Source organism: Nocardia sp. NPDC004604, from assembly GCF_040609795.1.
Lineage (GTDB): Bacteria > Actinomycetota > Actinomycetes > Mycobacteriales > Mycobacteriaceae > Nocardia.
Window position 1 is genome coordinate 1 of the sequence record NZ_JBEXLC010000149.1, and the last position, 21,886, is coordinate 21,886.

Below are 21,886 nucleotides of genomic sequence, written 5' to 3' on the forward strand. Positions count from 1 at the left end.
GTCGACCCTCACGAGGGCCTGACCTCACACACCGCACAGACGACCTTGCCGGCGCTCTTCCCACCCCCAAACCCGCTTATTCAGCAGTCTCCTAGATCCGGGTCCGGCCAACACGCAATCACCCGGTGGTACTAGGGGGCCTCCCCGGGTGTGGCCTCAGGGACCGACCCCGATGCGTGGGGCTGGGGAGGATCCCTACCGTCGAGGTATGCGGGTCGTGAAGATAGGTATTGCTGCTGGTTTGGTTGCTCTACTCGTGGGATGTGCGCAGGATGCGGAGACGGATGCGTCGGAGGGCGTGTCGGAGGACCGCATTCGGGTGGTGCAGGGGGATATCGATCAGGAGGTGGAGGGTGGGGTCACCGGGATGATCGCGACGCTGACCGAGAACGGGAAGACGGTGACGCTCACCAGTGGTGTCGCCGATATCGGCACCCGTGCGCCGATTCCGACGGCACCGCCGCAGCGGGTGCGGATCGGCAGTGTCAGCAAGACGTTCACCAGTGCGGTGGTGCTGCAGTTGGTGGCGGAGGGCAGGGTTCGGCTCGACGAGCCGGTGGATACGTATCTGCCGGGGCTGTTGCGGGGCGATGGGATCGATGGGCGGGCGATTACGGTGCGTCAGATCCTGCGGCACCAGAGCGGTTTGCCGGAGTTCGCCGAAGACCCGCGCATCGACGAATATCGGGCGGGCCTGGAAGGCCGGATCATGACGCCCGCGGAGGAGATCGCGATAATCCTCAGCAGGCCAGCGGATTTCGCGCCGGGTGCGCGGTTCGAGTACAGCAATTCCAACTACATCGTGGCGGACGTGCTCATCGAACGGGTCACGGGCGCACCATATGTCGATGAGTTGAACCGACGCATCCTGAAGCCGTTGCGGCTCGATGACACCTACTTGCCGGGGCCGGGCGAGCTCGATATCCGAGGGCCACATCCCGAGGGGTACGCCGATATCGACGGCGTGATCACCGATGTGTCGCGCATCGAACCCTCGCTGCCGTGGGGTGCGGGCGGGATGGTCTCCACCGGCGACGATCTGAATCGCTTCTATCGAGCGCTACTGGCCGGACAGGTGGTACCCGCGGCCGAGCTGCGCGAGATGCGCGACGGTGTGCCGATGGGAATGCTCGACATGTCCTACGGACTCGGCATCGGCTCCACCCATTTGCCGTGCGGCGCAGAGTATGTCGGACACACCGGCGGCATCTACGGCTACCTCACGATATCCGGCGCGACACCGGACGGCCGAGCAGTGACCTACGCCTACACCAAGCCGCCGAAACAACAGCCCGATCAGACCGCCATGCTATCGCACGCCCTCTGTCGATAGACAGAATCCCCACCAACATCAACACGCCGGCGACCCAGTCCGAGACCAGCTGATCTCGAGCCACTCGCAACCAATCTTCACCCCAGCCCCGTCCAGCTGGATTGCTGCGCTACCCCCTCCGGCTGCTCGCTGAGCGTAGTCATATGGCTGTCGAACACGGCCTGGCGACCACCATTCGGCTACGTTCGGCAGACCCCGGCTTCGGGGCTGGAGGTATCTGGAGGCGGCGCTGGCTGCATGTGCTAAATCGCCCACGTTCGATAAGAATCTTCAGTAACATACTGCGGCAATGCAGGATGCCTGCGCGGCGCACAGGAACGTGCGGGCCGGATGGTCGGGAGATTCAGCAATGCAGCAGACGCCGTACCCGTCGCACTCGCGACGCACATTCATGAAGAATGCCGCCCTGGCCGGTGGAGTCGCCGCCGCAATGACCCTGGCGCCCACCGGCCGCCGCGCCAGTGCTCAGCCGGGCCGGTCGGTGGCCATCTTCGGTGCGGGCCCCGCGGGGCTGACCGCGGCGCACGAACTCGTCGAGCGCGGATTCGCCGTCACGGTGTACGAGAAACTCGATGCTTTCGGCGGTAAGACCCGCAGCATCTACACCGACTCCGGCGGCGGCCAGCTGCCCGGTGAACACGGCTTCCGGAGCTTCTTCGGCTTCTATCACAATCTGCCCGATACGCTGCGCCGAATCCCGTTCCCCGGCAATGCGAACGGCGTATGGGACAACCTGGTCCGCCTCAATGCGGCGATGATCGCGGGCATGAATCGGCACAACCTCACCGTGCCCCTGCCGTTCCCGCTACCGTTCTCCCAATTTCCCATGACTCCACAGGGATTCATCGATTCCGTCGCCTCGGTCTTCGAGTCGCTGTTCCGCCTGCCGTTGCCCGAGGCGGTCTTCGCCGCGGAACGCCTGGCCGTCTACGTCTCGAGCAGCACCGAGCGCAAATTCGGGCAGTGGGAGCGAATGACCTGGACCGATTTCGCGCGCCTGGACAATTCGTCCCCGGAGTACAACCGCTTCCTCGGCGACGGTTTCATTCGCGAACTCGTCGCCACCAAATCCCGTAACTGCAGCGCACATTCGATCGGCCTGGTCGGCGAGGAGTATGTCTGGTCGCTGCTGAACCTCAACAACGACACCGACGGCAAGGGCAATGACCGCGTACTCAATGGTCCGACTACCGAGACGTGGATCAACCCGTGGATCGACTACCTGCGCTCGATCGGCGTGACCTTCCAACTGGGCCAACGCCTTTCGGGCTTCAGCAGCGACGGCGCACACATCACCGCGGCCACCGTGGCCGACCGGAGCGGTGCCCGCCAGACGGTCGAGGCCGACTACTACCTCTCGGCGATCCCACTCGACAAATTCCCGGACGTGCTCTCCGACAACCTATCCGCCGCCGACCCCACTCTGGACCGCATCCGAAACCTCCAGTCCGCCTGGATGGTCGGCATCCAGTTCTTCCTGCGCGAACGCGTCGACCTGGCCAACGGCCACGTCGGCTACAACGACGCCCCCTGGGGCCTGACCTCGATCAGTGAGGCCCAGTTCTGGCGGCGCCCGTTGACCACCTACGGCGACGGCACCGTCCAGGATGTGCTCTCCGCCATCATCTCCGAATGGGAAGAGCCGGGCACCTTCAACCGCAAGAGCGCCGAACAATGCACACCCGAGGAGATCGCCCGCGAAACCTGGGCGCAGATCAAGGCGCACGTCGATGATGACGGCGACATCCAGCTCACCGACGATATGCTGCACTCCTGGATGATCGACCCCGCCCTCACCGGTGCTGGCACCCCCGAGATCAGCTACGACGACGCCATTTTCATCCAGAATCCGGGCTCCTGGTCCGACCGCCCCGACGCCTGTACCGCCATCGACAACCTGTTCCTGGCCGGCGACTGGATCAAAACCGGTATGAACGTCGCCTGCATGGAGGGCGCCAACGAAGGCGGCCGCCTCGCCGCCAACGCCATCCTGCACGCCTCCGGCTCCCCTTCCGCACCCGCCACCATCACCCCCCGCTTCACGATGCCCCTCTGGGACCCCCTCAAACTCATCGACCGCGAACTCTACAAAGCAGGCCAGCCCAACATCTTCGACGTCATCGACCGCCGCTACCCCACCCGCTAGCCATGCCCCAGTCGACGGTAGTCAGATGGTCGCTAGAACACAGTGCACAAGCCGCCCTTTGACTACCGTCAGCGAACTATCCACAGGGTGGTGGGTGTGGACAGGGTGGGTAGAGGTGCTGGTGGGCGGGGTGTGGGGTGGGCGGGGTGGTTGATGCTGGGTGGATGCGACCAGAATTGGAGCAGTTCTGCGACCGGCAGTTCGGCGTGTTCACCACACGGCAGGTATTTTTGGAGTACACGCGTGCCGAGTTGCGTGCTCTGCTGGCGCGCGGCGAGTGGGTCCGGGTCTTTCACGGGGTGTATCGGGAGGCGACGACACCATCGTCAGTGACGCTGCGTGTGGCGGCGGCGCGGCTTTCGATGGGCCTGACCTTTCTCGCGGCCTCGTATCACACTGCTGCTGAGCTGCACGGGTTTTCGGTGATCAACGATGGCCTCACCCATGTGCTCGGCATTCAGGCATCGAGGTCGCAGCGGCTGATCGTGCACCGTGATCGGGTCGACCCCGCACAGCTGGAGCCGATCAACGGCATCGTAACAACCAACGCTGCCCGGACATGTGTGGATCTGGCCCGTGCACTGCCGCGGATGGACGCGCTGGCGACCCTGGATCTGGCCCTGCGCCAAGGGCTCTCGCGTGCGGAGTTGGGTGTTGAGATCGAAAGGCAGGCGGGCAGGCGCGGCTGCAGACAAGCGGCCGAGTTGATTACACTAGCCGATTGCCGAGCGGAATCCCCCATGGAGTCGCGCACGCGCCTGCGCTGCATCGACGCGCGCCTCCCCCACCCCGAGCCACAACTGGAGGTACAAACACAGGACGGTCCACGCCGCATAGACCTCGGCTGGCGCCAATGGCAAATCGGCCTCGAATACGACAGCGCCACTTGGCACTCCGGCGAACCCGCAGCCGTCCGCGACAACCCCCGCCACAACTCCCTAACCACCCAAGGCTGGACCATCTTCTACACCGCCGCCCCCCACGTCTACCAACACCCCCACACCTTCACCGAACCCATCCGCCAAGCCATAGCCACGCGCCGAGCGTAGTCATCTGGTCGCTCTTTGAGCCGCTTGACCGACCTTTCGACTACGGTCGCGAACTCTTGGGCTGGCGGAAGAGGATGACCTGCATCAGGTGCGCAACCCGCTGCTGTGAGCAGAGCGGATTGTCGGGTCCGAGCCACTGGCCGAGGTCGACCACCAGGGCCAGCGCAGCATGGACGAGCACCCGTGCCTCGGCGGGGGACAGCTCGGGCCGGACGCCGATGAGCAGCTTGGCCCACTCCTCGACATTGAGCCGCTGGATATTGCGCAGCACGGTGCGATCCTCCGGCGGCACATTGCTGATCTCCGCGTAGTAGACGAAGGTCAGCTCGCGCTCGGCGAACGAGCCCTGCACGTACAACTCGATGAGGGTGCCCAGCGCCTGCTCCGGACGTTCCGATGCCGCGATGGCGGGCCCGATGGCCGCCGAAACCCGTTCCGCCGCACGGCGAAACGCCGCCGCGAGCAGATCGCCCTTGCTGCGGTAGAAGCGGTACACCGCCGAGGAGGCGGGCAGGCCCGCCGCATTGGCGATATCCTCCACGCTCACATTGGGATACCCGTGCTCATGGAACAGTGCGATGGCCCGCACCAATAACAGCTCATGTTTGAAGGTGAGCGGAACCTCTTTCGCCCCAAGGGGTTCGGCCGCATCGCCGGGGGCGGGCAGCTCGCATGCGATGACCGCGTCACAGGCCGAGCGCAGCAGGGCCGTCAGCGCGCGCACCGGAACCGCGACCTGGTGATCGGAGATGCTGCCGATCACGCTCATCGCGGCGGCGGAGAACACCCCCCGATCCCCGGCCGGCAGCTCGGGCCGGATCTGCGCCAGCAGGTCGCGGGCCGCCGCATCGGTGGCTTTCAGGTGATCGATGAGGATCTGGCGGTCGGCGTCCGCCAGGTAGCGGTTCTGCCAGCGCAGCAGCGCGGCGCTGCGGCGGTTGGCAATGGAGGCCGCGATCAGGGCATCGAGGATGTGGTCGAGGCGTTCGGCGGCGGGCCGGTTGCGCAGCCGCTCCGGCAGGTGTACGGCCTCGGTGCTCAGCGCGGCCAACCGCAGCGCTTCCTCGCGGAATAGCGCGTACTTGCTCGGGTAGTGCCGGTAGAGCGCGGTGGAGCTGATATCGAGGCGCGAGGCGATGTCCTCCATGCTCACGCCGTGGTAGCCGAATGATCCGAAGGCCTCGGCGGAGGCGGCGGCGATCTGCGCCCTGCGGTCGCGCGGTCGACGGCGTACCGCACGCGACCGAGTGGCGCGATCTGCGCTCGCGTCCTCCGTTGCGCGACGGTCCTCGGCATCCATTCCGCGATGTTAGCCCAATCGGACGCTTGCTATGCAGATCTTCCCACTGCTGAAATTGAATTGAACGGAAGATCACAAAGATACCTGTAATTAGGTTTTCACGTCGCTATCTTATGCTCAAAACAATTAGAATAGTTGATAACATAACTGCGGTCGGCAAGGCCTGATATCGAAGGACTACGAGCGGGCCGGACGGCCGAATAGGACGAGCTGCATGAGCAATCGAACCCGGGCCGGGGAGGCGATCGGTTCGGCACTGAAGGTCCGTCCGAGATCGACCACCAATGCGAACGCCGCGTGAATGAGGAATCGGGCCTCGGCGGGCGAGAGCTCCGGTCGGACCTCGCGCAGCAGCCGCGCCCACTCTTCGACGCTGAGCCGCTGGATATTTCGCAGCACCGTGCGCTCCTCGGGCGGAACGTGCTGGAACTCCGTGTAATACACGAAGGTCAGTGCCCGTTCGGTGAACGAGCCCTCGACGTACTGCTCGATCAGTGTGGTCAGCGCCGCCTCGGAGTCGGGGGCGGCCGCCACCGCCGGACCGATCGCGCCAGAGACCCGGTCGGCGGCCCTGCGGAACGCGGCGGCGAGCAGATCGCTCTTGCCGCGATAGAATCGGTACACCGCCGATGCCGCGGAAAGCCCTGCGGCAGTGGCGATCTCCTCGACACTGACATTCGGATAGCCGCGATCGTGGAAGAGTTCGACGGCCTTGCGCAGCAACAGCTCGTGCTTGAACGAATCCGGAATCTCCGCGGCCACCGGCAGTTCCGCATCCACCTCGATTGCGGGCAGGTCGGCGGGCACCAGTGACCAGCAGGCCGAATCCAACAGTCGGGCAAGGGATTTCGCGGGCAGGGTGGCATGGTGATCGGCAATGCTGGTGATCACGCTCAGCAGCGCGGCGCGCAGTACCCGAAGGTCGTCCTCCGCGAGTTCCGGTCGCAGCGCGCCCAGTTGCGTGCCGATCGCGCCGACGACGGTGAGCTGCTGTTCGGTGAGGACCGCGAGATCCTCCGGCTCGAGATAGCGGCCCTCCCAACGCACCAGGGTGATGGTCGGTCGGTTCTCGATGGTGACGCCGATGAGCGCGTCGAGCACATGGCGCAGCCGCCGCTCCGGCGACCAAGGTTCACCCACCCTGCCGACTCCGTCGGCTGCCATCCCCGGGCCCGCCGCCTCTTGCGGCAGCTCGACCGATTCCGTCATGGCCCGCCCCACCCGCAGCAATTCCTCGCGGAACAGCGCGTACTTGCTCGGGTAGTGCCGGTACAGCGCGGCGGAGCTGATGCCGAGCCCGGAGGCGATATCGTCCATGCTCACGCCGTGATAGCCCAGCGCGCCGAAGGCGGCCGCCGAGGCCGCCGCGATCTGGGCCCGCCGATTCTTCGGCCTGCGCCGAATCTCTCGCGGTGCCGAGTCGCCGCTGACCTTGCGCGCCGTACGGCGATTGTCGACACCCATGCCCGACATCGTAACGACCACCTCAGTTCACCGAGCTGTCCAGGTCGGTCTGATTTGCCCAGGTGGGGCGTCCGCCGTGCATTGTCTGGCTATGCGGACCGCGGGCGGACGGCGGCGTACCAGTCCAGCAGGTCCGGGTTGTCGACGGCGCTGCGTTCGACGACGCGGGCCGGGTCGGCGCCCTGGAAGAGTTTCTTGATGGGAACCTCGAGCTTTTTGCCGGTGCGGGTATGTGGGATGCCGGGGGCCAGGATGATTTCGTCCGGGACGTGGCGGGGGGAGACCTCGGTGCGGATGGTGGTGTTGATGCGGGTCTTCAGGTCGTCGGTGAGATCGGTGCCGGGGGTGAGGGTGACGAACAGCGGCATCCAGTAGCCGCCGTCGGGTTGTTCGGCGCCGATGACCAGGGCCTCGGTGATTTCGGGGAGCCGTTCGACGGATTGGTAGATATCGGCGCTGCCCATGCGGATGCCGTGCCGGTTGAGGGTGGAATCGGAGCGGCCGTGCACCACGACACTGCCGCGATCGGTAATGGTGATCCAGTCGCCGTGTCGCCAGATGCCGGGGAACATATCGAAATACGCATCGTGGTAACGAGTTCCATCCGCATCGCGCCAGAAGCGCACCGGCATGGACGGCATGGGCCTGGTGATGACGAGTTCGCCGACCTCGTCGCGCACCGGCTTGCCGTTGGCGTCGAATGCCTCCAGCGCGACACCCAGATAGGGCGCGGACAGCTCACCGGGCCAGGTCGGCACCGTGCGCGCGCCACCGATGAAGGCGGAGACCACATCGGTGCCGCCGCTGATCGAGGCGACCTGGACGTGGTCACCGACGTTCTCGCTCAACCACACCGCCGATGCGGGCGGCAGCGATGACCCGGTGATGCCGACCTGCCGCAGCGCGGACAGATCGTGGTCCGTGCGCGGCACCGCACCCGCCTTGATGCAGGCGAGCACATAGCCCGGACTCGTGCCGAGCACGGTCGCGCCCACCTGGGATGCGATGTGCCACAGCGCATCCGGGGTGGGGTAGGTGGGGCTGCCGTCGTAGCAGACGATGGTCGCGCCGACGAGCAGCCCGGCGATCTGGAAGTTCCACATCATCCAGCTCGGGCTGGTGTACCAGAAGAAGGTGTCATCGGGACCGATATCGGCCTGCAGCGCAACGGCTTTGAGGTGTTCCAGCAGCACGCCGCCGTGGCCGTGCACAATGCCCTTGGGCAGTCCGGTGGTGCCGGAGGAGAATACGACCCACAGCGGATGGTCGAAATCGACGGTCTCGGTCTCGATGACGGCGGCCTCGGTATTGGTGGTGGCCTCGGTCCAGGACAGCGCGTCCGGCACCGGCAGGCCGAGCTGGGAGACCGCCACGGTGGCCTGCACCGTATCGAGTCCGGCCCGCAGCGCCGCGATATCCTCGCGCTTATCGTGCGTCTTGCCGCCGAAGCGGTAGCCATCGGCGGTGACCAATACGGTGGGTTCGAGCTGGCCGAGCCGGTCCAGCGCCGCCTTGGGCGAATAGTCCTGGCCGCACGCGCTCCACACCGCGCCGATGCTCGCGGTGGCCAGGAAGGCGATCACCGTCTCCGGAATATTCGGCAGATATCCGGCCACCCGATCACCCGGGCGCACACCGAGCGAGCGCAGCGTGCGCGCGAAGGCCGCGGTGCTGTCGATCAATTCGCTCCAGGACACCTCGCGCACCGCAGCGTCCTCGGTCACCGCGACAATGGCGGGGCGATCGGCGCGGAACTGCCGAACAACCTGATCCACATAATTCAGCCGGGTACCCGGAAACCAGTGCGCACCGGGCATTTCGGCGCTCGCGAGCACGTCGCCCGCGACCGGGCCGAGCTCGAAGTAGTCCCACAGCGCACCCCAGAATCCGGGCAGATCATCGACCGACCACTGCCACAGCGTCCGGTAATCCGGCGCGGACACTCCGGTGCGCGCCGTGACGAATCTGGCGAAGTCGGTGATGCGCGCCTCCGCGATATCGGATTCGGTCGGCACCCATTGTGGTTGCACCGCAGTAACCTCCTGGCTGAATATCTTTCGGAAATCAGGTGTGGTTCGCGCGCCGCACGATCTGCTCGGCATGCCGCAGCACCGGGGCATCGACCATGCGGCCCTCGAAGGCGAAGACGCCGCGATGCTTCGGCACCTCGTCGAGTACCCTTCGGGCCCAGTCGATTTCATCCGTCGACGGCGCGTAGGCGGCCCGGATGACCGGCACCTGGCTCGGATGGATCGCCACCTTCGCATCGAAGCCGACCGCGACCGCGTCCAGTGCTTCGGCGCGCAGTCCGTCGAGATCGCGAATGTTCAGAAACACCGAGTCGAGCGCGAACTTCCCGTACGCCTTGGCCGCGAGCAGTGTGCTCGACCGAACATGCCGTGCCACATCGCGATAGCCGCCGTCGGCATGTCTACTGGAGTTGCCGCCGAGTCCGGCAACCAGATCCTCCGCACCCCACATCACCCCGATCGCATTGGGCGCCAGCACCGTGCGCTCGACCGCGACGGCGCCGAGCGGCGATTCGATCAGCGCGATCACCTCGTAGTCGGCGAGCGAGCCGAGCTGTTCGGCGGATTCGGCCTTCGGCAGCATGATCCGCCGGTATTCGGTGCGGGCCAGCGCCGCGAGATCAGACGCGTGCTCGTCGGTGCCGACGGCATTGATCCGGACGACGGTGGTTTCCGGAGCCAGTGGGGTATCGATGAGTGCCCTACGCGCGCCCGCCTTATCCCCGGCGGCGACACCGTCTTCGAGATCGATGATCACCACATCGGCCGCCGCGGCGGCCTTCGCATAGCGTTCGGGGCGGTCGGCCGGGCAGAACAGCCAGGCCGGTCCCGGTAGCTGCCAACTCATGCTGGCCTCGATTCCTTGCGCACCAGCGTTTTGCGTATCGCGGTGGCCACGATATCGCCGTGCTGATTGCGCGCGGTATGGGCGAAGGTGACGATGCCCTCGCCGGGACGGCTCTTCGATTCGCGCTTATCGGTGACCACGGTCTCGGCGTACATGGTGTCGCCGTGGAACAGCGGCTTCGGGAAGGCGATTTCGGAGAAGCCGAGGTTGGCCACGATCGTGCCCTGGGTCAGCTGCGCGACCGAGAGGCCGATCAGGGTGGACAGCGTGAACATCGAATTCACCAGCCGCTGGTGGAACGGTGCCAGCTGCTCGCTGAACGCCGCATCCAGGTGCAGCGCCTGGGTGTTCATGGTCAGCGTGGTGAACAGAACGTTATCGGCCTCGGTAATGGTCCGGCCCGGCCGGTGCTCGTACACGACGCCGATCTCGAACTCGTCGAACCACAGACCGCGCTGTACTACCCGGCGCGTGGCGTCGGCGTCGCTCACAGGCCCAACTCCCGCCCGATCAGCATCAGCTGCACCTCTGTTGTGCCCTCGCCGATTTCGAGGATCTTGCTGTCGCGATAGTGCCTGGCCACAGCGTATTCGTTCATGAAGCCGTAGCCACCGAAGATCTGGGTGGCATCGCGGGCATTGTCCATCGCGGCCTCACTCGCCACCAGCTTGGCGATCGAGGCCTCCTTCTTGAACGGCTTACCCGCCAACATGAGTGCGGCGGCGTCGTAGTAGGCGGTGCGGGCCGCGTGGGCCCGCGCCTCCATCCTGGCGATCTTGAAGGCGATGGCCTGGTTGCGGCCGATGGCCTGGCCGAAGGCCTCGCGTTCCTTGGCGTAGCGCACGCTTTCGTCGACGCAGCCCTGGGCCGCGCCCACCGAGAGCGCCGCGATGGCGATCCGGCCCTCGTCGAGAATGCGCAGGAAGTTGGCATAACCGCGACCGCGCTCGCCGAGCAGATTCTCCTCGGGCACCCGGACGTCGGTGAAGCTCAGCGGATGGGTGTCCGAGGCGTTCCAGCCGACCTTGTTGTAGGCGGGTTCGGCCACGAAGCCGGGGGTGTCGGTTGGGACGAGGATGGTGGAGATCTCCTTCTTGCCGCCCGACTGGCCCGTCACCGCGGTCACCGTCACCAGTGTGGTGATATCGGTGCCGGAGTTGGTGATGAACTGCTTGCTGCCATTGATGATCCATTCGCCGCTATCGGCGACCGCGGTGGTCCTGGTGCCACCCGCATCGCTGCCCGCACCGGGTTCGGTGAGCCCGAACGCGGCGAGCTTGCGCCCGCTGGTCAGCTGCGGCAGCCATTCCTGCTTCTGCTTATCGTTGCCGAAGCGGTAGATGGGCATGGCGCCGAGCGAGACACCGGCCTCCAGGGTGATCGCGACGCTCTGATCCACCTTGCCGAGTTCTTCCAGCGCCAGGCACAGTGCGAAGTAGTCGCCGCCCATGCCGCCGTACTCCTCGGGGAACGGCAGACCGAACAGGCCCATATCGGCCATACCGGCGACGACCTCATACGGGAAGGTGTGGTTCGCATCGTGTTCGGCGGCGACCGGGGCGACCACTGACTTGGCGAAATCACGCACCGTCAGTGCGAGGTCGCGGTACTCCTCGGGCAGGGTGCCGGTGGACAAAAACTCGGTCATGCGGAAGTTCCTTCTCGCTCGGCGGTTTCGGGTTCGGTGGCAGCCGCGGCAATGCGCACCAGCGGCTGATCGAGGCGGACCTGCGTGCCCGGTTCGACCAGGACTTCGACGGTGCCCGCGACCGGTGCGGTGAGGGTGTGCTCCATCTTCATGGCCTCGACCACGACGACCGGCGTGCCCGCGGCCACGGTGGCGCCATTGTCGACCGGCACCGCGATCACCGAACCCGGCATGGGACTGCGGATCTCGGCGTCACCGACGTGTTCGGCACCGCCGCGGACATTCACCTCGGCCACTTCGCGCAGCACCGAGACACCGGATGGTCCGGCGACCCAGAGCTGCCCGTCGTATTCGGCGACGCGGTAGTCCCGGCGCAGGCCGCCCAGCGTCAGGACCAGCACTCCGGAAGCTTCTCCGGTGAATTCGGCACTGAGCGAGGCGGATTCGCTACTGTTGAGGTGTACTTCGGCGGCATCGGGGGAGCCGGTCAGATATACGTGTTCGGTGCGGTCACCGCTGGCCAGCCTGATGGTGGTCGGCGCGGCCGCGCCGATGCGCCAACCGGACGGAACATCCCACGGCCCGCTCGGGGCCGCTGGCCAGCGCCGCAGCCAGTGATAGGCCGCGGCGGCGATGAATTCGTCGTCGCCGACCGCCGCGGGCTGGAAGTCACCGACGCGGCGATCCAGCAGTCCGGTATCGAGCCGGCCCGCGGCCACATCCGGATCCGCCAGCAGGAATCGCAGGAACTCGATATTGCTGGTGACGCCGAGTAACAAGGTATCGCCAAGGGCTCGATCGAGTTTCGCGAGTGCGGCGTCGCGGTCGGCCGCGTGCGCGATGACCTTCGAGAGCATCGGATCGTAATCGCTGCCGACCACGGTGCCGATGCGCAATCCCGAATCCACTCGCACGCCAGTGCCTGCGGGCTCGGACAGGTCCAGGACCGTGCCGCCGGTCGGCAGGAAGCCGCGTCCGGGATCCTCGGCATAGACCCTGGCCTCGATCGCGTGCCCGACCAGCCGCAACTCGTCCTGGTTGAACGCGAGCTTCTGTCCGGCCGCGATCCGCACCTGGCACTCCACCAGGTCGATTCCGGTGATCAGCTCGGTGACCGGATGTTCCACCTGCAGGCGGGTATTCATCTCCATGAAGAAGAACTCGTCCGGCCGATCGGCGGAGACGATGAACTCCACCGTGCCCGCACCGACGTAATTCACACTGCGCGCGGTATTGCAGGCGGCGGCGCCGATGCGCGCCCGCGTCGCGGCGTCCAGCAGCGGCGAGGGCGCTTCCTCGATGACCTTCTGATGCCGCCGCTGCAGACTGCATTCACGTTCGCCGAGGTGGATCACGTGGCCGAACTGGTCGGCGAGGATCTGCACCTCGATATGCCGCGGGCGGGTGACGAATCGCTCCAGGAACAGGGTGTCGTCGCCGAATGCCGCTGCCGCCTCGCGCCGGGCACTGACCAGTGCGGCCGGTAGCGCCGCGGGCTCCTCGACCAGGCGCATACCCTTGCCGCCACCACCGGCCGACGGCTTGACCAACACCGGATAGCCGATATCGGTTGCGGCGTCGATCAATTCGGCGTCGGTGAGTCCCGGCCGGGCGATACCGGGGACGACGGGCACATCGAAGGCGGCGACGGTATTCTTCGCCGCGATCTTGTCGCCCATGATCTCGATCGCCTTCGCGGGCGGTCCGAGGAAGACGATGCCTGCCTCGGCGAGCGCGGCGGCGAAGGCGGCATTCTCGGAGAGGAAGCCGTAGCCCGGATGCACGGCCTGCGCACCGGTGCGCACCGCCGCGGCGACCACCTTCTCGATATCGAGATAGCTCTCCCTGGCCGGGGCCGCGCCGAGGCGCACCGCGGTATCGGCCTCGCGCACATGCCTGGCCTGTGCGTCCGCATCGCTGTAGACCGCGACCGAGCGAATACCCATGGTGCGCAAGGTGCGGATGACCCGCACCGCGATCTCGCCGCGATTGGCGACCAGCACGGTGTCGAATTCAATGGGATGGGATTTGTTCATCATCGCGATCACATCCGGAAGACGCCGTAGGAAACGGGTTCGAGCGGCGCCTGCGCGCACACCGAAAGGGCAAGTCCGAGCACGGTTCTGGTGTCGCCGGGGTCGATAACGCCGTCATCCCAGAGCCGCGCGGTCGAGTAGTACGGATTGCCCTGATATTCGTACTGTTCCCGAATCGGCGCCTTGAATGCCTCCTCGTCCGCGGCCGACCACGGCTGTCCGGAGCTGTCGAGCTGATCCCCGCGCACCGTCGACAGCACCGAGGCGGCCTGTTCGCCACCCATGACCGAGATGCGCGCATTGGGCCACATCCACAGGAAGCGCGGCGAATACGCGCGTCCGCACATCGAATAGTTGCCCGCGCCATATGATCCGCCGATCACCACGGTGAGCTTCGGCACCCGCGCACACGCCACCGCGGTGACCATCTTGGCGCCGTGCTTGGCGATACCGCCCGCCTCATAGTCACGTCCGACCATGAAACCGGTGATGTTCTGCAGGAACAGCAGCGGAATCTTGCGCTTATCGCACAGCTCGATGAAATGTGCGCCCTTCATAGCGGATTCGCTGAACAGCACGCCGTTATTCGCGACGATGCCGACCGGATGTCCGTGGATGCGGGCGAATCCGGTGACCAGGGTCTTGCCGTATTCGGCCTTGAATTCGTGGAATCCGCCGTCGCCATTGGCACCGCCGTCGACCAGCCGATCGATGACCTCGCGGACGTCATATGGCGTGCGCAGATCGACCGGGACCACGTCGTACAGCTCCGATTCCGGCTTCGCAGTCGCGACGGTCGGCGTCACCTCCCACGGGCTGGCCGGACGGGGGCCGAGGGTGGCCACAATGCGGCGCACGATGCGCAGCGCGTCCTGATCGTCCTCGGCCAGGTGATCGGTCACGCCCGACGTGCGCGAATGCAATTCGCCGCCGCCGAGTTCCTCGGCGGTGACCACCTCACCGGTCGCCGCCTTCACCAGCGGCGGTCCGCCGAGGAAGATCGTGCCCTGATTGCGCACGATCACCGCCTCATCGCTCATCGCCGGTACATACGCACCACCGGCGGTGCACGAGCCGAGTACCGCCGCGATCTGCGGAATGCCCTTGGCGCTCATGGTCGCCTGGTTGTAGAAGATGCGGCCGAAGTGCTCCCGGTCCGGGAAGACCTCGTCCTGGCGCGGCAGGAACGCGCCACCGGAGTCGACCAGATAGACGCAGGGCAGCTGGTTCTGCAGCGCGACTTCCTGGGCGCGCAGATGTTTCTTCACCGTCATCGGGTAGTAGGTGCCGCCCTTGACCGTGGCGTCATTGGCCACGATCACGCATTCGCGCCCGGAGATCCGGCCGATGCCGGTAATGATCCCCGCGCCGGGGCATTCGTCGTCGTACATCCCGGTCGCGGCCAGCGGCGAGAGTTCGAGAAACGGGCTGCCCGGATCGAGCAGCTGATCCACCCGCTGCCGGGGCAGCAGCTTGCCGCGGGCCACATGCCGCTCGCGCGCCTTCGCCGGCCCGCCGAGCGCCGTCGTGGCCAGCCGGGCACGCAGATCTGCCAGCAGCGCCACATGCGCCGTGCGGTTGTCGACTCCGACCTGTTCGGTCACCGTCATACGCCGTCCTGCCATCCAGTTAGTCGCCGATAACTGGAATTCAGGTTAATGTTGATTAACCGAGATGTCCAGGTGTGCAGAAAGGAGCGCGTGTGACCAGCACCGACGCCGTCGCGCTCACCCGCAGGGAACAACTGAAACTGCAGCGAAGGGGGCAACTGCTGGATGCGGGCGCCCGGCTCATCGCCGACCGCGGCTTCCTCGGCATGCGCCTGGACGACCTCGGCGCGGCCGTCGGGATCAGCGGGCCCGCGGTCTACCGGCACTTCCCGAATAAGGAGGCGCTGCTGGTCGAACTGCTGGTCGGAGTCAGCCAGCGGCTGCTCGACGGCGGGAAGGCGGTGGTGGCGCGGACCGAATCGGCGCAGGAGGCACTGGACGGGCTGGTCGACTTCCATCTGGACTTCGCGCTCGGCGAGCCCGAACTCATTCGGATCCAGGACCGCGACCTGGACAATGTTCCGTCCGGTCCGCGGCGCGAACTGCGTCGCACCCAGCGTCAGTACGTGGAGATCTGGGTGGCGGTGCTGCGGGAGGTGCATCCGGAACTGCCGGAGGAGACCGCGCGGGTGCAGGCGCACGCGGGCTTCGGGTTGATGAACTCCACCCCGCACAGTGCCACCGATGCCACCGCCACCCGGGCCCGGCCGGTCCTGCGTCGCATGGCGCTGTCGGCCTTCGGATAGGCCGGTCCGGCCCGGGCCCGCCGGAATCACCGTGCGGTCCACCCACCGTCCATGGTGTAGGACGCACCGGTGACCATGCCCGCATCGGCGGAGGCGAGCCAGCCGACCAGCGACGCGACCTCCGCCGGCTCCACCAGGCGTTTGATCGCACTCTCGGTGAGCAGCACCTGCTCCAGCACCTGCTGCTCGTCGATGCCGTGCGCCTTGGCCTGGTCGGCGATCTGCTTGTCCACCAATGGTGTTCGCACATAGCCGGGATTGACACAATTGCTGGTGACGCCGTGCCGGCCGCCCTCGAGCGCGGTCACCTTGGACAGGCCCTCCAGCGCGTGCTTGGCGGTCACATACGCGACCTTGTACTCCGACGCCCGCAACCCGTGCACCGAGGACAGATTGATGATCCGGCCGAAGCCGCGCTGGTACATCCGCGGCAGGGCCGCGCGGATGAGCAGGAACGGCGCTTCGACCATGAGGGTCATCAGATTCCGGAACCGCTCCGGCGGGAAGTCCTCGATCGGGTTGATGCTCTGCACACCGGCGTTGTTCACCAGGATGTCCACATCCAAGGTGAGCTCTTCCAGTGCGGTGACATCGAGAAGGTCTACCGCCCAGACCTTTCCATTGATCTCGCTGGCCAATGCCTTCGCACCGATGTCATCGATATCGGCGACGGTGACGGTGGCCCCGCGTGCCGCGAGTTCCCTGGCGCAGGCGGCGCCGATGCCGCTCGCGCCGCCGGTGATCAGTGCGGAACGTCCGGTCAGATCACTCATGTGAGCTCCGCTCTTACGGTGTCGGCCTGCGCGACCTGCGCTGCCGGGATGGCTGCCGGGGATGGTTGGTTTGCCAGGCTTTCCGCATCCGCGTTGTCGATACCCTCCAGCGCGATACCTTTCGTCTCGCGGGCGAACAGGACCGCAACGACGGTGACGGCGGCGGCCGCCGCCAGATATATGGCAATGGGTACCGCGGATTTGTAGGTGTTGAGCAGGCGCACGGCGATGATCGGTGCGAGCGATCCGGCGACGATCGAGGTGACCTGATAGCCGAGGGAAACACCGGAATACCGCATGCGGGTGGGGAACATCTCGGCCATGATCGCGGGCTGTCCCGCGTACATGAAGGCATGGAATACCAGGCCGATAATGATCGCGGCCATGATGATCGCATTGTGGCCGCTGTCCATCATCGGAAAGGCGAAGAAACCCCAGGTGCCCGCGGTGAGCGCGCCGATCAGATAGATCGGCCGCCGGCCGAAGCGGTCGGAGAGACTGCCCGCCAGCGGAACCATCACGAAATGCACGGCGTGCGCGGCGAGCAGCCACCACAGGATGACCTTGGTGTCGACGTGCACCTGCACCTTGAGATAGGTGATGGTGAAGGTGACCACCAGGTAGTAGAGGATGTTCTCGCCGAACCGCAGCCCCATGGCGGTGAGGACACCGCGCGGGTAGCGCCGCAGTACCTCGACCACGCTCAGCGAATTCGCCTTGACCTGTGCGATTTCCTGCTGTGCCGCAACGAAAATGGGTGCGTCGGTGACCTTGGTGCGGATGTAGTAGCCGACCAGTACGACCACCGCGGACAGCCAGAACGCGACGCGCCAGCCCCAGCTCAGGAACGCCGCATCCGATAGCGTCGAGGTCAGCACCAGCAGTGCGACCGTCGCCAGCATATTGCCGAGGGGCACACCCGCCTGCGGCCAACTCGCCCAGAAACCGCGGCTGCGGCTCGGACTGTGTTCGGCAACCAGCAGCACCGCACCACCCCATTCGCCGCCGACCGCGAAGCCCTGGATGAACCGGAGCACGACCAGCAGTGTCGGTGCCCAGTAACCGACCTGGGCGAAGGTCGGCAGACAGCCCATCAGGAAGGTCGACGATCCGACCAGGATGAGACTGAATTGCAGCAGTTTCTTGCGGCCGTACTTGTCGCCGAAGTGTCCGAAGACGATGCCGCCGAGCGGGCGCGCGGCGAAGCCGACGGCGTAGGTGATGAATGCCGCGAGGATGGCGTCGAGATCGCTGGTGCCCTTGGCGAAGAACACCTTGCTGAAGACCAGCGTCGCAGCCGTGCCGTAGAGGAAGAACTCGTACCACTCGACCACGGTGCCCGCCATCGAGGCGGCCACCACCCGCCTCAGACCGGCCGGTATACCGCCGGGATCACCGGTCGGCCGCACTGCACTGCGCACGCTCATCGAACATCTCCTTCATGACCGGGGCCACATCATGTTGTGAATGTGACGGCCCCCACATTGCGTGGTCAGCACGAGTATTCGTGCACATATCTGCGGCCGCAATAACCAGTTGTGCAGTGCGTGTCTGCAAGAATGCAGAAATGACTCCGGCTGCCTATCCCAGCGCGGACGATCTGCTGGTTCTGCTCGCCGTCGGGCGCTCCGGGCGCTTCGTCACCGCCGCCGAGGAACTCGGCCTCAACCACACCACCATCTCCCGCCGCATCGCCGCACTGGAGCGGACGCTCGGCGGCCGCGTGCTCACCCGGGTGACCGGCGGGTGGGAGCTCACCGATCTCGGGCGCGAGGCGCTCGCCGCGGCCGAGGCGGTGGAATCGGCGGTCAGATCGCTGGCCACCGATGCCGACGGCACTCGGGTGCTGGAGGGGGTGGTCCGGATTTCGGCGACCGACGGATTCAGTGCCTATCTGGCCGCACCGGCCGCCGCCGAGGTGCAGCGGCGGCATCCGAAGATCGCCGTCGAGATCGTCGCCGCGACCCGCCGTGCCTCCCAGCAGCGTTCGGGTCTCGATATCGAAGTGGTGGTCGGTGAACCACAGGTGCACCGCGCCAAGGCGATTCGGCTTGCCGACTACTGCCTCGGGCTCTACGGCTCCCGCGACTATCTGCGCGAACACGGAACTCCAACGGCCATCGGCGATCTCGCGCGGCACTCCCTGGTCTACTTCATCGATTCGATGCTCCAGGTGGACGATCTGGATCTGGCCAACAGTTTCGCGCCCGCCATGCGCGAATCCGTCACGTCCACAAATGTTTTCGTACATGTCGAGGCGACTCGTGCGGCCGCGGGTCTGGGTCTGCTGCCCTGCTTCATGGCCGACCGTCATGACGATCTGGTCCGGGTGCTCCGCAAGGAGGTCTCGGTTCGGCTCACCTACTGGCTCGTCATCCGCACCGAGACGTTGCGCAGGCCGGAGGTGGCGGCAGTGGTGGACGCGATTCAGGTTCGGGTTCGGGAGCAGCGGAATATGCTGCTCGGCTTGTCGGAGTAATGGTATCGGCGATGGAATGTGCTGTCGGGCTTGACAACTCGGCGTGCACCGTCGGTTATTGATAGCTCGCATTATCGAAATGTGATGCGCGCCGCAACGGTAGCGGTCGGGTTGACACCTCGCGGAAAGCCTCGATGTACTCGGTGCGACTATGGCCACCGTCGCCATCGGCGCAGGCATCGGCTTCCTGGCCGTAGGCGGTCAACCCTTGATCGGCGCAGGCATCGCCTACTTCACCGGCCAGCCCTGACCCTGAATCCCCTTGCACCCCTTGACCTTCCGAAGGTCAAGGGGTGCAATGCGTTCGGCTGGGCAATGATGATCGTGTCGAGACCGTGTTCCCAGGCTGGTTCGGGGCCGTCAGCCGAAGAGGTCGTCGGCAGCGGCGACGAACGCGGCTTGCTTGATCCAGATGTCGAGTTGGTCCTGATCCGTGCACTCCAGCACGGGCGCCCTGTCCCCTTCAGAGATCATCAAGCCTCTTGCTTCGAGGATCATCACCAGTGCTTCGGCCTTACCGTGAGCCTCGTAGCCGCGGGCATATTCACTCTTGTATTTGGACGTTCCGGTGGTCGACATAAGGCCCTTGAAGGAGCTATTCGACGAAAATTTCGTCGACGGTGTCGGCTGTCAGGGCACGATCGAGCCAAGTGTCGAGCCGACTGACGTCGGTGCATCCGTGGATCTCGGCGGCCTGGGCTTCGGAAACGATGAGGCCTCGTTTGTGAAGGATCTTGAGCAGAGCTTTGGCTTCGCCCTTGGCTTCGCCCTGGGAGTAGTAACGCCGGGCGAACTCGCTTTTGTATTCGTAGGTGCCGGTCGTCATGAGGCTCTCCAAGAAGTGTCGGGCCGCCTTGGGCAAGATGGCCGCTACAAGGTCAATGTACATCTCGCCGCGGGGCGCGGGGAACACGCTCGCGGCGAGGGTGGTCAGGATTGCATTCCGTTCGGGATGGTTGCGATGAGCAATGGCCGACAGCACCGCGAGTTCCGGATTGTCGGCCGCGACCTGCGGGTCGGTGACCACGGGGACATCTTGTGGACTGAGTACGACAGGTCTGAGCGTGAAATCCGGGGCGACTGAAATGGGCTTGCGGCAGTGGTTGGCCGTGCGCTCGTTCGGGCAGAGGACGAGCAGGACGGTCAGGCAGCGGATGCGGCCTCTGAGGGTGGTCAGGTATACCGGCCAACTCCAGTACTTGTCACCGTCCGGCTTCAGCTGAACCTCGACGACGACGCCGAGCACCGGAGTGGTACCGGTCGCCAGGACGACGACGGTGTCGGCGCGGTACTCGGTGGGGTCGATATCGGGGAAGTCGCCCGACTCCAGGCGGGCGTGGTCGAATTCGGGTAGCGGAGTGTCCAGCACATCGGCCAATAGTTCGGCGGCCAATTGGGGGCGTTGCCGGAACAGGTCGATTACCACTTCGTGCAGGACGCTGGGCATGGGGGCACGGTAGCGGTGGGAACCGACAGGAAAAACCGTTCAGGAGAGCAGGTTTCAGGATGTGGGGGGTTCGGGGGACAGGGTGCCGTCGACCATGCGGTAGACGGCGTCCATGCGGTGGAGGTGGGTGCGGTCGTGAGTGACCAGGAGGGTGGCGGCGGCGTGGGTGCGGGCTACGGTGAGGATCAGGTCGATTACGGCGGCGCCGCGTTCGGTGTCGAGGGCGCTGGTTGGTTCGTCGATGACCAGCAGGGCCGGATCGTTCATCAGGGCGCGGGCGATATTGACGCGTTGGCGTTGGCCGCCGGAGAGTTGGGCGGGGCGCTTGGCGTGCTGGTCGGCCAGGCCGACCGAATCGAGTAATTCCATTGCCTTGCTGCGGGTTTCGCGGCGTTGGGCCGGCGAGGTGAACAGGCGTTGGCCGAGGTGTGACATGGCCTCCAGTTGTTCGACGGCGGTGAGGGCGGGAATGAGGTTCGGCTGTTGGAAGACGATGCCGATGGACGAGCGGCGCAGGGCGGCGGCTTCGCGACGGGTGAGTGCGGCGAGATCGACTGTGCCCGACGGTGTTTCGAGGGTGATATGGCCGGAGTCGGGACGGATCAGGGTGGAGACGACGGCGAGCAGGCTGGATTTGCCGGAGCCGGAGGGGCCGGTGATGGCCGCGATGGTGCCGCCGGGAACGTGCAGGTTCACCTGGTTCAGTGCGGTGAGTCGGCCCGCGCCATCGGGATAGGTGAGGGTTGTTTCGCTAACGGTGAGAGCGGTTTTTGTCATGGTCGCGGTGGTCATGTGGGGTCTCCGAGAGGTCAGCGGGCCGCGCCGAGCGCGGTGAGCGGGTCGGTGGTGAACAGGAAGCGCAGGGCGAAGGCCGCGCCGAGCAGGCCGAGGACGATCAGGGCCGCCGCGGGCAGCAGGGTGGTCGACAAGCTGAGGACGAAGGGCAGCGCGTCGCCGATGAAGGTGGCCGCGGTGACGGTGATGCCGAGGCCGACGGCGACACCGGCGGTGAGCACGATTGCCGCCTGTGCGATGGCA

General features: G+C 65.9%; 18 protein-coding genes and 1 pseudogene. 5 read left to right on the plus strand and 14 right to left on the minus strand.

Features of this window, described 5'->3' with window-relative positions:
• Positions 1–208 precede the first annotated feature (208 nt).
• The 3 genes from ABZW16_RS35640 (at position 209) to ABZW16_RS35650 (ending at position 4,528) form a co-directional block, all read left to right on the plus strand.
• Complete coding sequence (locus ABZW16_RS35640; RefSeq protein ID WP_354960527.1) at positions 209–1,333, plus strand: serine hydrolase domain-containing protein; 1,125 nt, start codon at positions 209–211, stop codon at positions 1,331–1,333.
• A gap of 349 nt (positions 1,334–1,682) precedes the next feature.
• The gene (locus tag ABZW16_RS35645; protein ID WP_354960528.1) at positions 1,683–3,479 is read left to right on the plus strand and encodes an FAD-dependent oxidoreductase; all 1,797 of its coding nucleotides are present in this window, start codon (positions 1,683–1,685) and stop codon (positions 3,477–3,479) included.
• 176 nt (positions 3,480–3,655) lie between these two features.
• On the plus strand, positions 3,656–4,528 hold the full coding sequence (locus ABZW16_RS35650; RefSeq protein ID WP_354960529.1) for a type IV toxin-antitoxin system AbiEi family antitoxin domain-containing protein: 873 nt from the start codon (positions 3,656–3,658) through the stop codon (positions 4,526–4,528).
• A 40-nt stretch (positions 4,529–4,568) separates the two neighbouring features.
• Here ABZW16_RS35650 and ABZW16_RS35655 read toward each other — a convergent pair whose 3' ends face one another.
• From ABZW16_RS35655 to ABZW16_RS35690, 8 genes are all read right to left on the minus strand, one after another.
• Entirely contained in the window at positions 4,569–5,828 is a 1,260-nt protein-coding gene (locus ABZW16_RS35655) for a TetR/AcrR family transcriptional regulator (protein ID WP_354960530.1), read from the minus strand.
• A gap of 177 nt (positions 5,829–6,005) precedes the next feature.
• Complete coding sequence (locus ABZW16_RS35660) at positions 6,006–7,292, minus strand: TetR family transcriptional regulator (RefSeq protein ID WP_354960531.1); 1,287 nt, start codon at positions 7,290–7,292, stop codon at positions 6,006–6,008.
• 89 nt (positions 7,293–7,381) lie between these two features.
• The gene (locus ABZW16_RS35665) at positions 7,382–9,322 is read right to left on the minus strand and encodes an acetoacetate--CoA ligase (protein ID WP_354960532.1); all 1,941 of its coding nucleotides are present in this window, start codon (positions 9,320–9,322) and stop codon (positions 7,382–7,384) included.
• A gap of 34 nt (positions 9,323–9,356) precedes the next feature.
• Positions 9,357–10,169 carry a CoA ester lyase gene (locus ABZW16_RS35670; RefSeq protein WP_354960533.1) on the minus strand — a complete coding sequence of 271 codons (813 nt, stop codon included), beginning with the start codon at positions 10,167–10,169 and terminating at the stop codon, positions 9,357–9,359.
• Positions 10,166–10,660, minus strand: coding sequence for a MaoC family dehydratase (locus ABZW16_RS35675; protein WP_354960534.1), 495 nt, complete (start codon positions 10,658–10,660; stop codon positions 10,166–10,168). The genes ABZW16_RS35670 and ABZW16_RS35675 overlap by 4 nt, the downstream gene beginning before the upstream one ends.
• The gene (locus ABZW16_RS35680) at positions 10,657–11,817 is read right to left on the minus strand and encodes an acyl-CoA dehydrogenase family protein (RefSeq protein ID WP_354960535.1); all 1,161 of its coding nucleotides are present in this window, start codon (positions 11,815–11,817) and stop codon (positions 10,657–10,659) included. The genes ABZW16_RS35675 and ABZW16_RS35680 overlap by 4 nt, the downstream gene beginning before the upstream one ends.
• Positions 11,814–13,856, minus strand: a complete 2,043-nt coding sequence (locus tag ABZW16_RS35685; RefSeq protein WP_354960536.1) for an acetyl/propionyl/methylcrotonyl-CoA carboxylase subunit alpha — start codon at positions 13,854–13,856, stop codon at positions 11,814–11,816. The genes ABZW16_RS35680 and ABZW16_RS35685 overlap by 4 nt, the downstream gene beginning before the upstream one ends.
• A gap of 5 nt (positions 13,857–13,861) precedes the next feature.
• The gene (locus ABZW16_RS35690; protein WP_354960537.1) at positions 13,862–15,463 is read right to left on the minus strand and encodes a carboxyl transferase domain-containing protein; all 1,602 of its coding nucleotides are present in this window, start codon (positions 15,461–15,463) and stop codon (positions 13,862–13,864) included.
• Positions 15,464–15,555: 92 nt separating this feature from the next.
• Between ABZW16_RS35690 and ABZW16_RS35695 the strand changes: the two genes are divergently transcribed.
• Complete coding sequence (locus tag ABZW16_RS35695) at positions 15,556–16,149, plus strand: TetR/AcrR family transcriptional regulator (protein ID WP_354960539.1); 594 nt, start codon at positions 15,556–15,558, stop codon at positions 16,147–16,149.
• Positions 16,150–16,175: 26 nt separating this feature from the next.
• On the opposite strand, the gene ABZW16_RS35700 is transcribed toward ABZW16_RS35695, so the two are convergent.
• The gene (locus ABZW16_RS35700) at positions 16,176–16,922 is read right to left on the minus strand and encodes a 3-hydroxybutyrate dehydrogenase (protein ID WP_354960540.1); all 747 of its coding nucleotides are present in this window, start codon (positions 16,920–16,922) and stop codon (positions 16,176–16,178) included.
• On the minus strand, positions 16,919–18,349 hold the full coding sequence (locus ABZW16_RS35705; RefSeq protein WP_354960541.1) for an MFS transporter: 1,431 nt from the start codon (positions 18,347–18,349) through the stop codon (positions 16,919–16,921). The genes ABZW16_RS35700 and ABZW16_RS35705 overlap by 4 nt, the downstream gene beginning before the upstream one ends.
• A gap of 140 nt (positions 18,350–18,489) precedes the next feature.
• On the opposite strand from ABZW16_RS35705, the gene ABZW16_RS35710 reads away from it, so the two are divergent.
• On the plus strand, positions 18,490–19,401 hold the full coding sequence (locus tag ABZW16_RS35710) for a LysR family transcriptional regulator (RefSeq protein ID WP_354960542.1): 912 nt from the start codon (positions 18,490–18,492) through the stop codon (positions 19,399–19,401).
• A 360-nt stretch (positions 19,402–19,761) separates the two neighbouring features.
• On the opposite strand, the gene ABZW16_RS35715 is transcribed toward ABZW16_RS35710, so the two are convergent.
• The 4 genes and pseudogenes from ABZW16_RS35715 to ABZW16_RS35730 form a co-directional block, all read right to left on the minus strand.
• Positions 19,762–19,980 carry a hypothetical protein gene (locus ABZW16_RS35715; RefSeq protein ID WP_354960543.1) on the minus strand — a complete coding sequence of 73 codons (219 nt, stop codon included), beginning with the start codon at positions 19,978–19,980 and terminating at the stop codon, positions 19,762–19,764.
• A gap of 16 nt (positions 19,981–19,996) precedes the next feature.
• On the minus strand, positions 19,997–20,848 hold the full coding sequence (locus ABZW16_RS35720) for a hypothetical protein (RefSeq protein ID WP_354960544.1): 852 nt from the start codon (positions 20,846–20,848) through the stop codon (positions 19,997–19,999).
• Between the two features lie 54 nt (positions 20,849–20,902).
• On the minus strand, positions 20,903–21,625 hold the full coding sequence (locus tag ABZW16_RS35725) for an ABC transporter ATP-binding protein (RefSeq protein ID WP_354960545.1): 723 nt from the start codon (positions 21,623–21,625) through the stop codon (positions 20,903–20,905).
• 32 nt (positions 21,626–21,657) lie between these two features.
• Positions 21,658–21,886, minus strand: a pseudogene (locus tag ABZW16_RS35730) (ABC transporter permease); the annotation flags it as partial.

Coding starts and splice junctions, on each gene's coding strand:
- ABZW16_RS35670 (WP_354960533.1), bottom strand. CDS start 10,169: ATGAGTTGGCAGCTACCGGGACCGGCCTGGCTGTTCTGCCCGGCCGAC.
- ABZW16_RS35715 (WP_354960543.1), bottom strand. CDS start 19,980: ATGTCGACCACCGGAACGTCCAAATACAAGAGTGAATATGCCCGCGGC.
- ABZW16_RS35700 (WP_354960540.1), bottom strand. CDS start 16,922: ATGAGTGATCTGACCGGACGTTCCGCACTGATCACCGGCGGCGCGAGC.
- ABZW16_RS35655 (WP_354960530.1), bottom strand. CDS start 5,828: ATGGATGCCGAGGACCGTCGCGCAACGGAGGACGCGAGCGCAGATCGC.
- ABZW16_RS35705 (WP_354960541.1), bottom strand. CDS start 18,349: ATGAGCGTGCGCAGTGCAGTGCGGCCGACCGGTGATCCCGGCGGTATA.
- ABZW16_RS35640 (WP_354960527.1), top strand. CDS start 209: ATGCGGGTCGTGAAGATAGGTATTGCTGCTGGTTTGGTTGCTCTACTC.
- ABZW16_RS35720 (WP_354960544.1), bottom strand. CDS start 20,848: ATGCCCAGCGTCCTGCACGAAGTGGTAATCGACCTGTTCCGGCAACGC.
- ABZW16_RS35710 (WP_354960542.1), top strand. CDS start 18,490: ATGACTCCGGCTGCCTATCCCAGCGCGGACGATCTGCTGGTTCTGCTC.
- ABZW16_RS35685 (WP_354960536.1), bottom strand. CDS start 13,856: ATGATGAACAAATCCCATCCCATTGAATTCGACACCGTGCTGGTCGCC.
- ABZW16_RS35645 (WP_354960528.1), top strand. CDS start 1,683: ATGCAGCAGACGCCGTACCCGTCGCACTCGCGACGCACATTCATGAAG.
- ABZW16_RS35725 (WP_354960545.1), bottom strand. CDS start 21,625: ATGACAAAAACCGCTCTCACCGTTAGCGAAACAACCCTCACCTATCCC.
- ABZW16_RS35690 (WP_354960537.1), bottom strand. CDS start 15,463: ATGACGGTGACCGAACAGGTCGGAGTCGACAACCGCACGGCGCATGTG.
- ABZW16_RS35660 (WP_354960531.1), bottom strand. CDS start 7,292: ATGGGTGTCGACAATCGCCGTACGGCGCGCAAGGTCAGCGGCGACTCG.
- ABZW16_RS35680 (WP_354960535.1), bottom strand. CDS start 11,817: ATGACCGAGTTTTTGTCCACCGGCACCCTGCCCGAGGAGTACCGCGAC.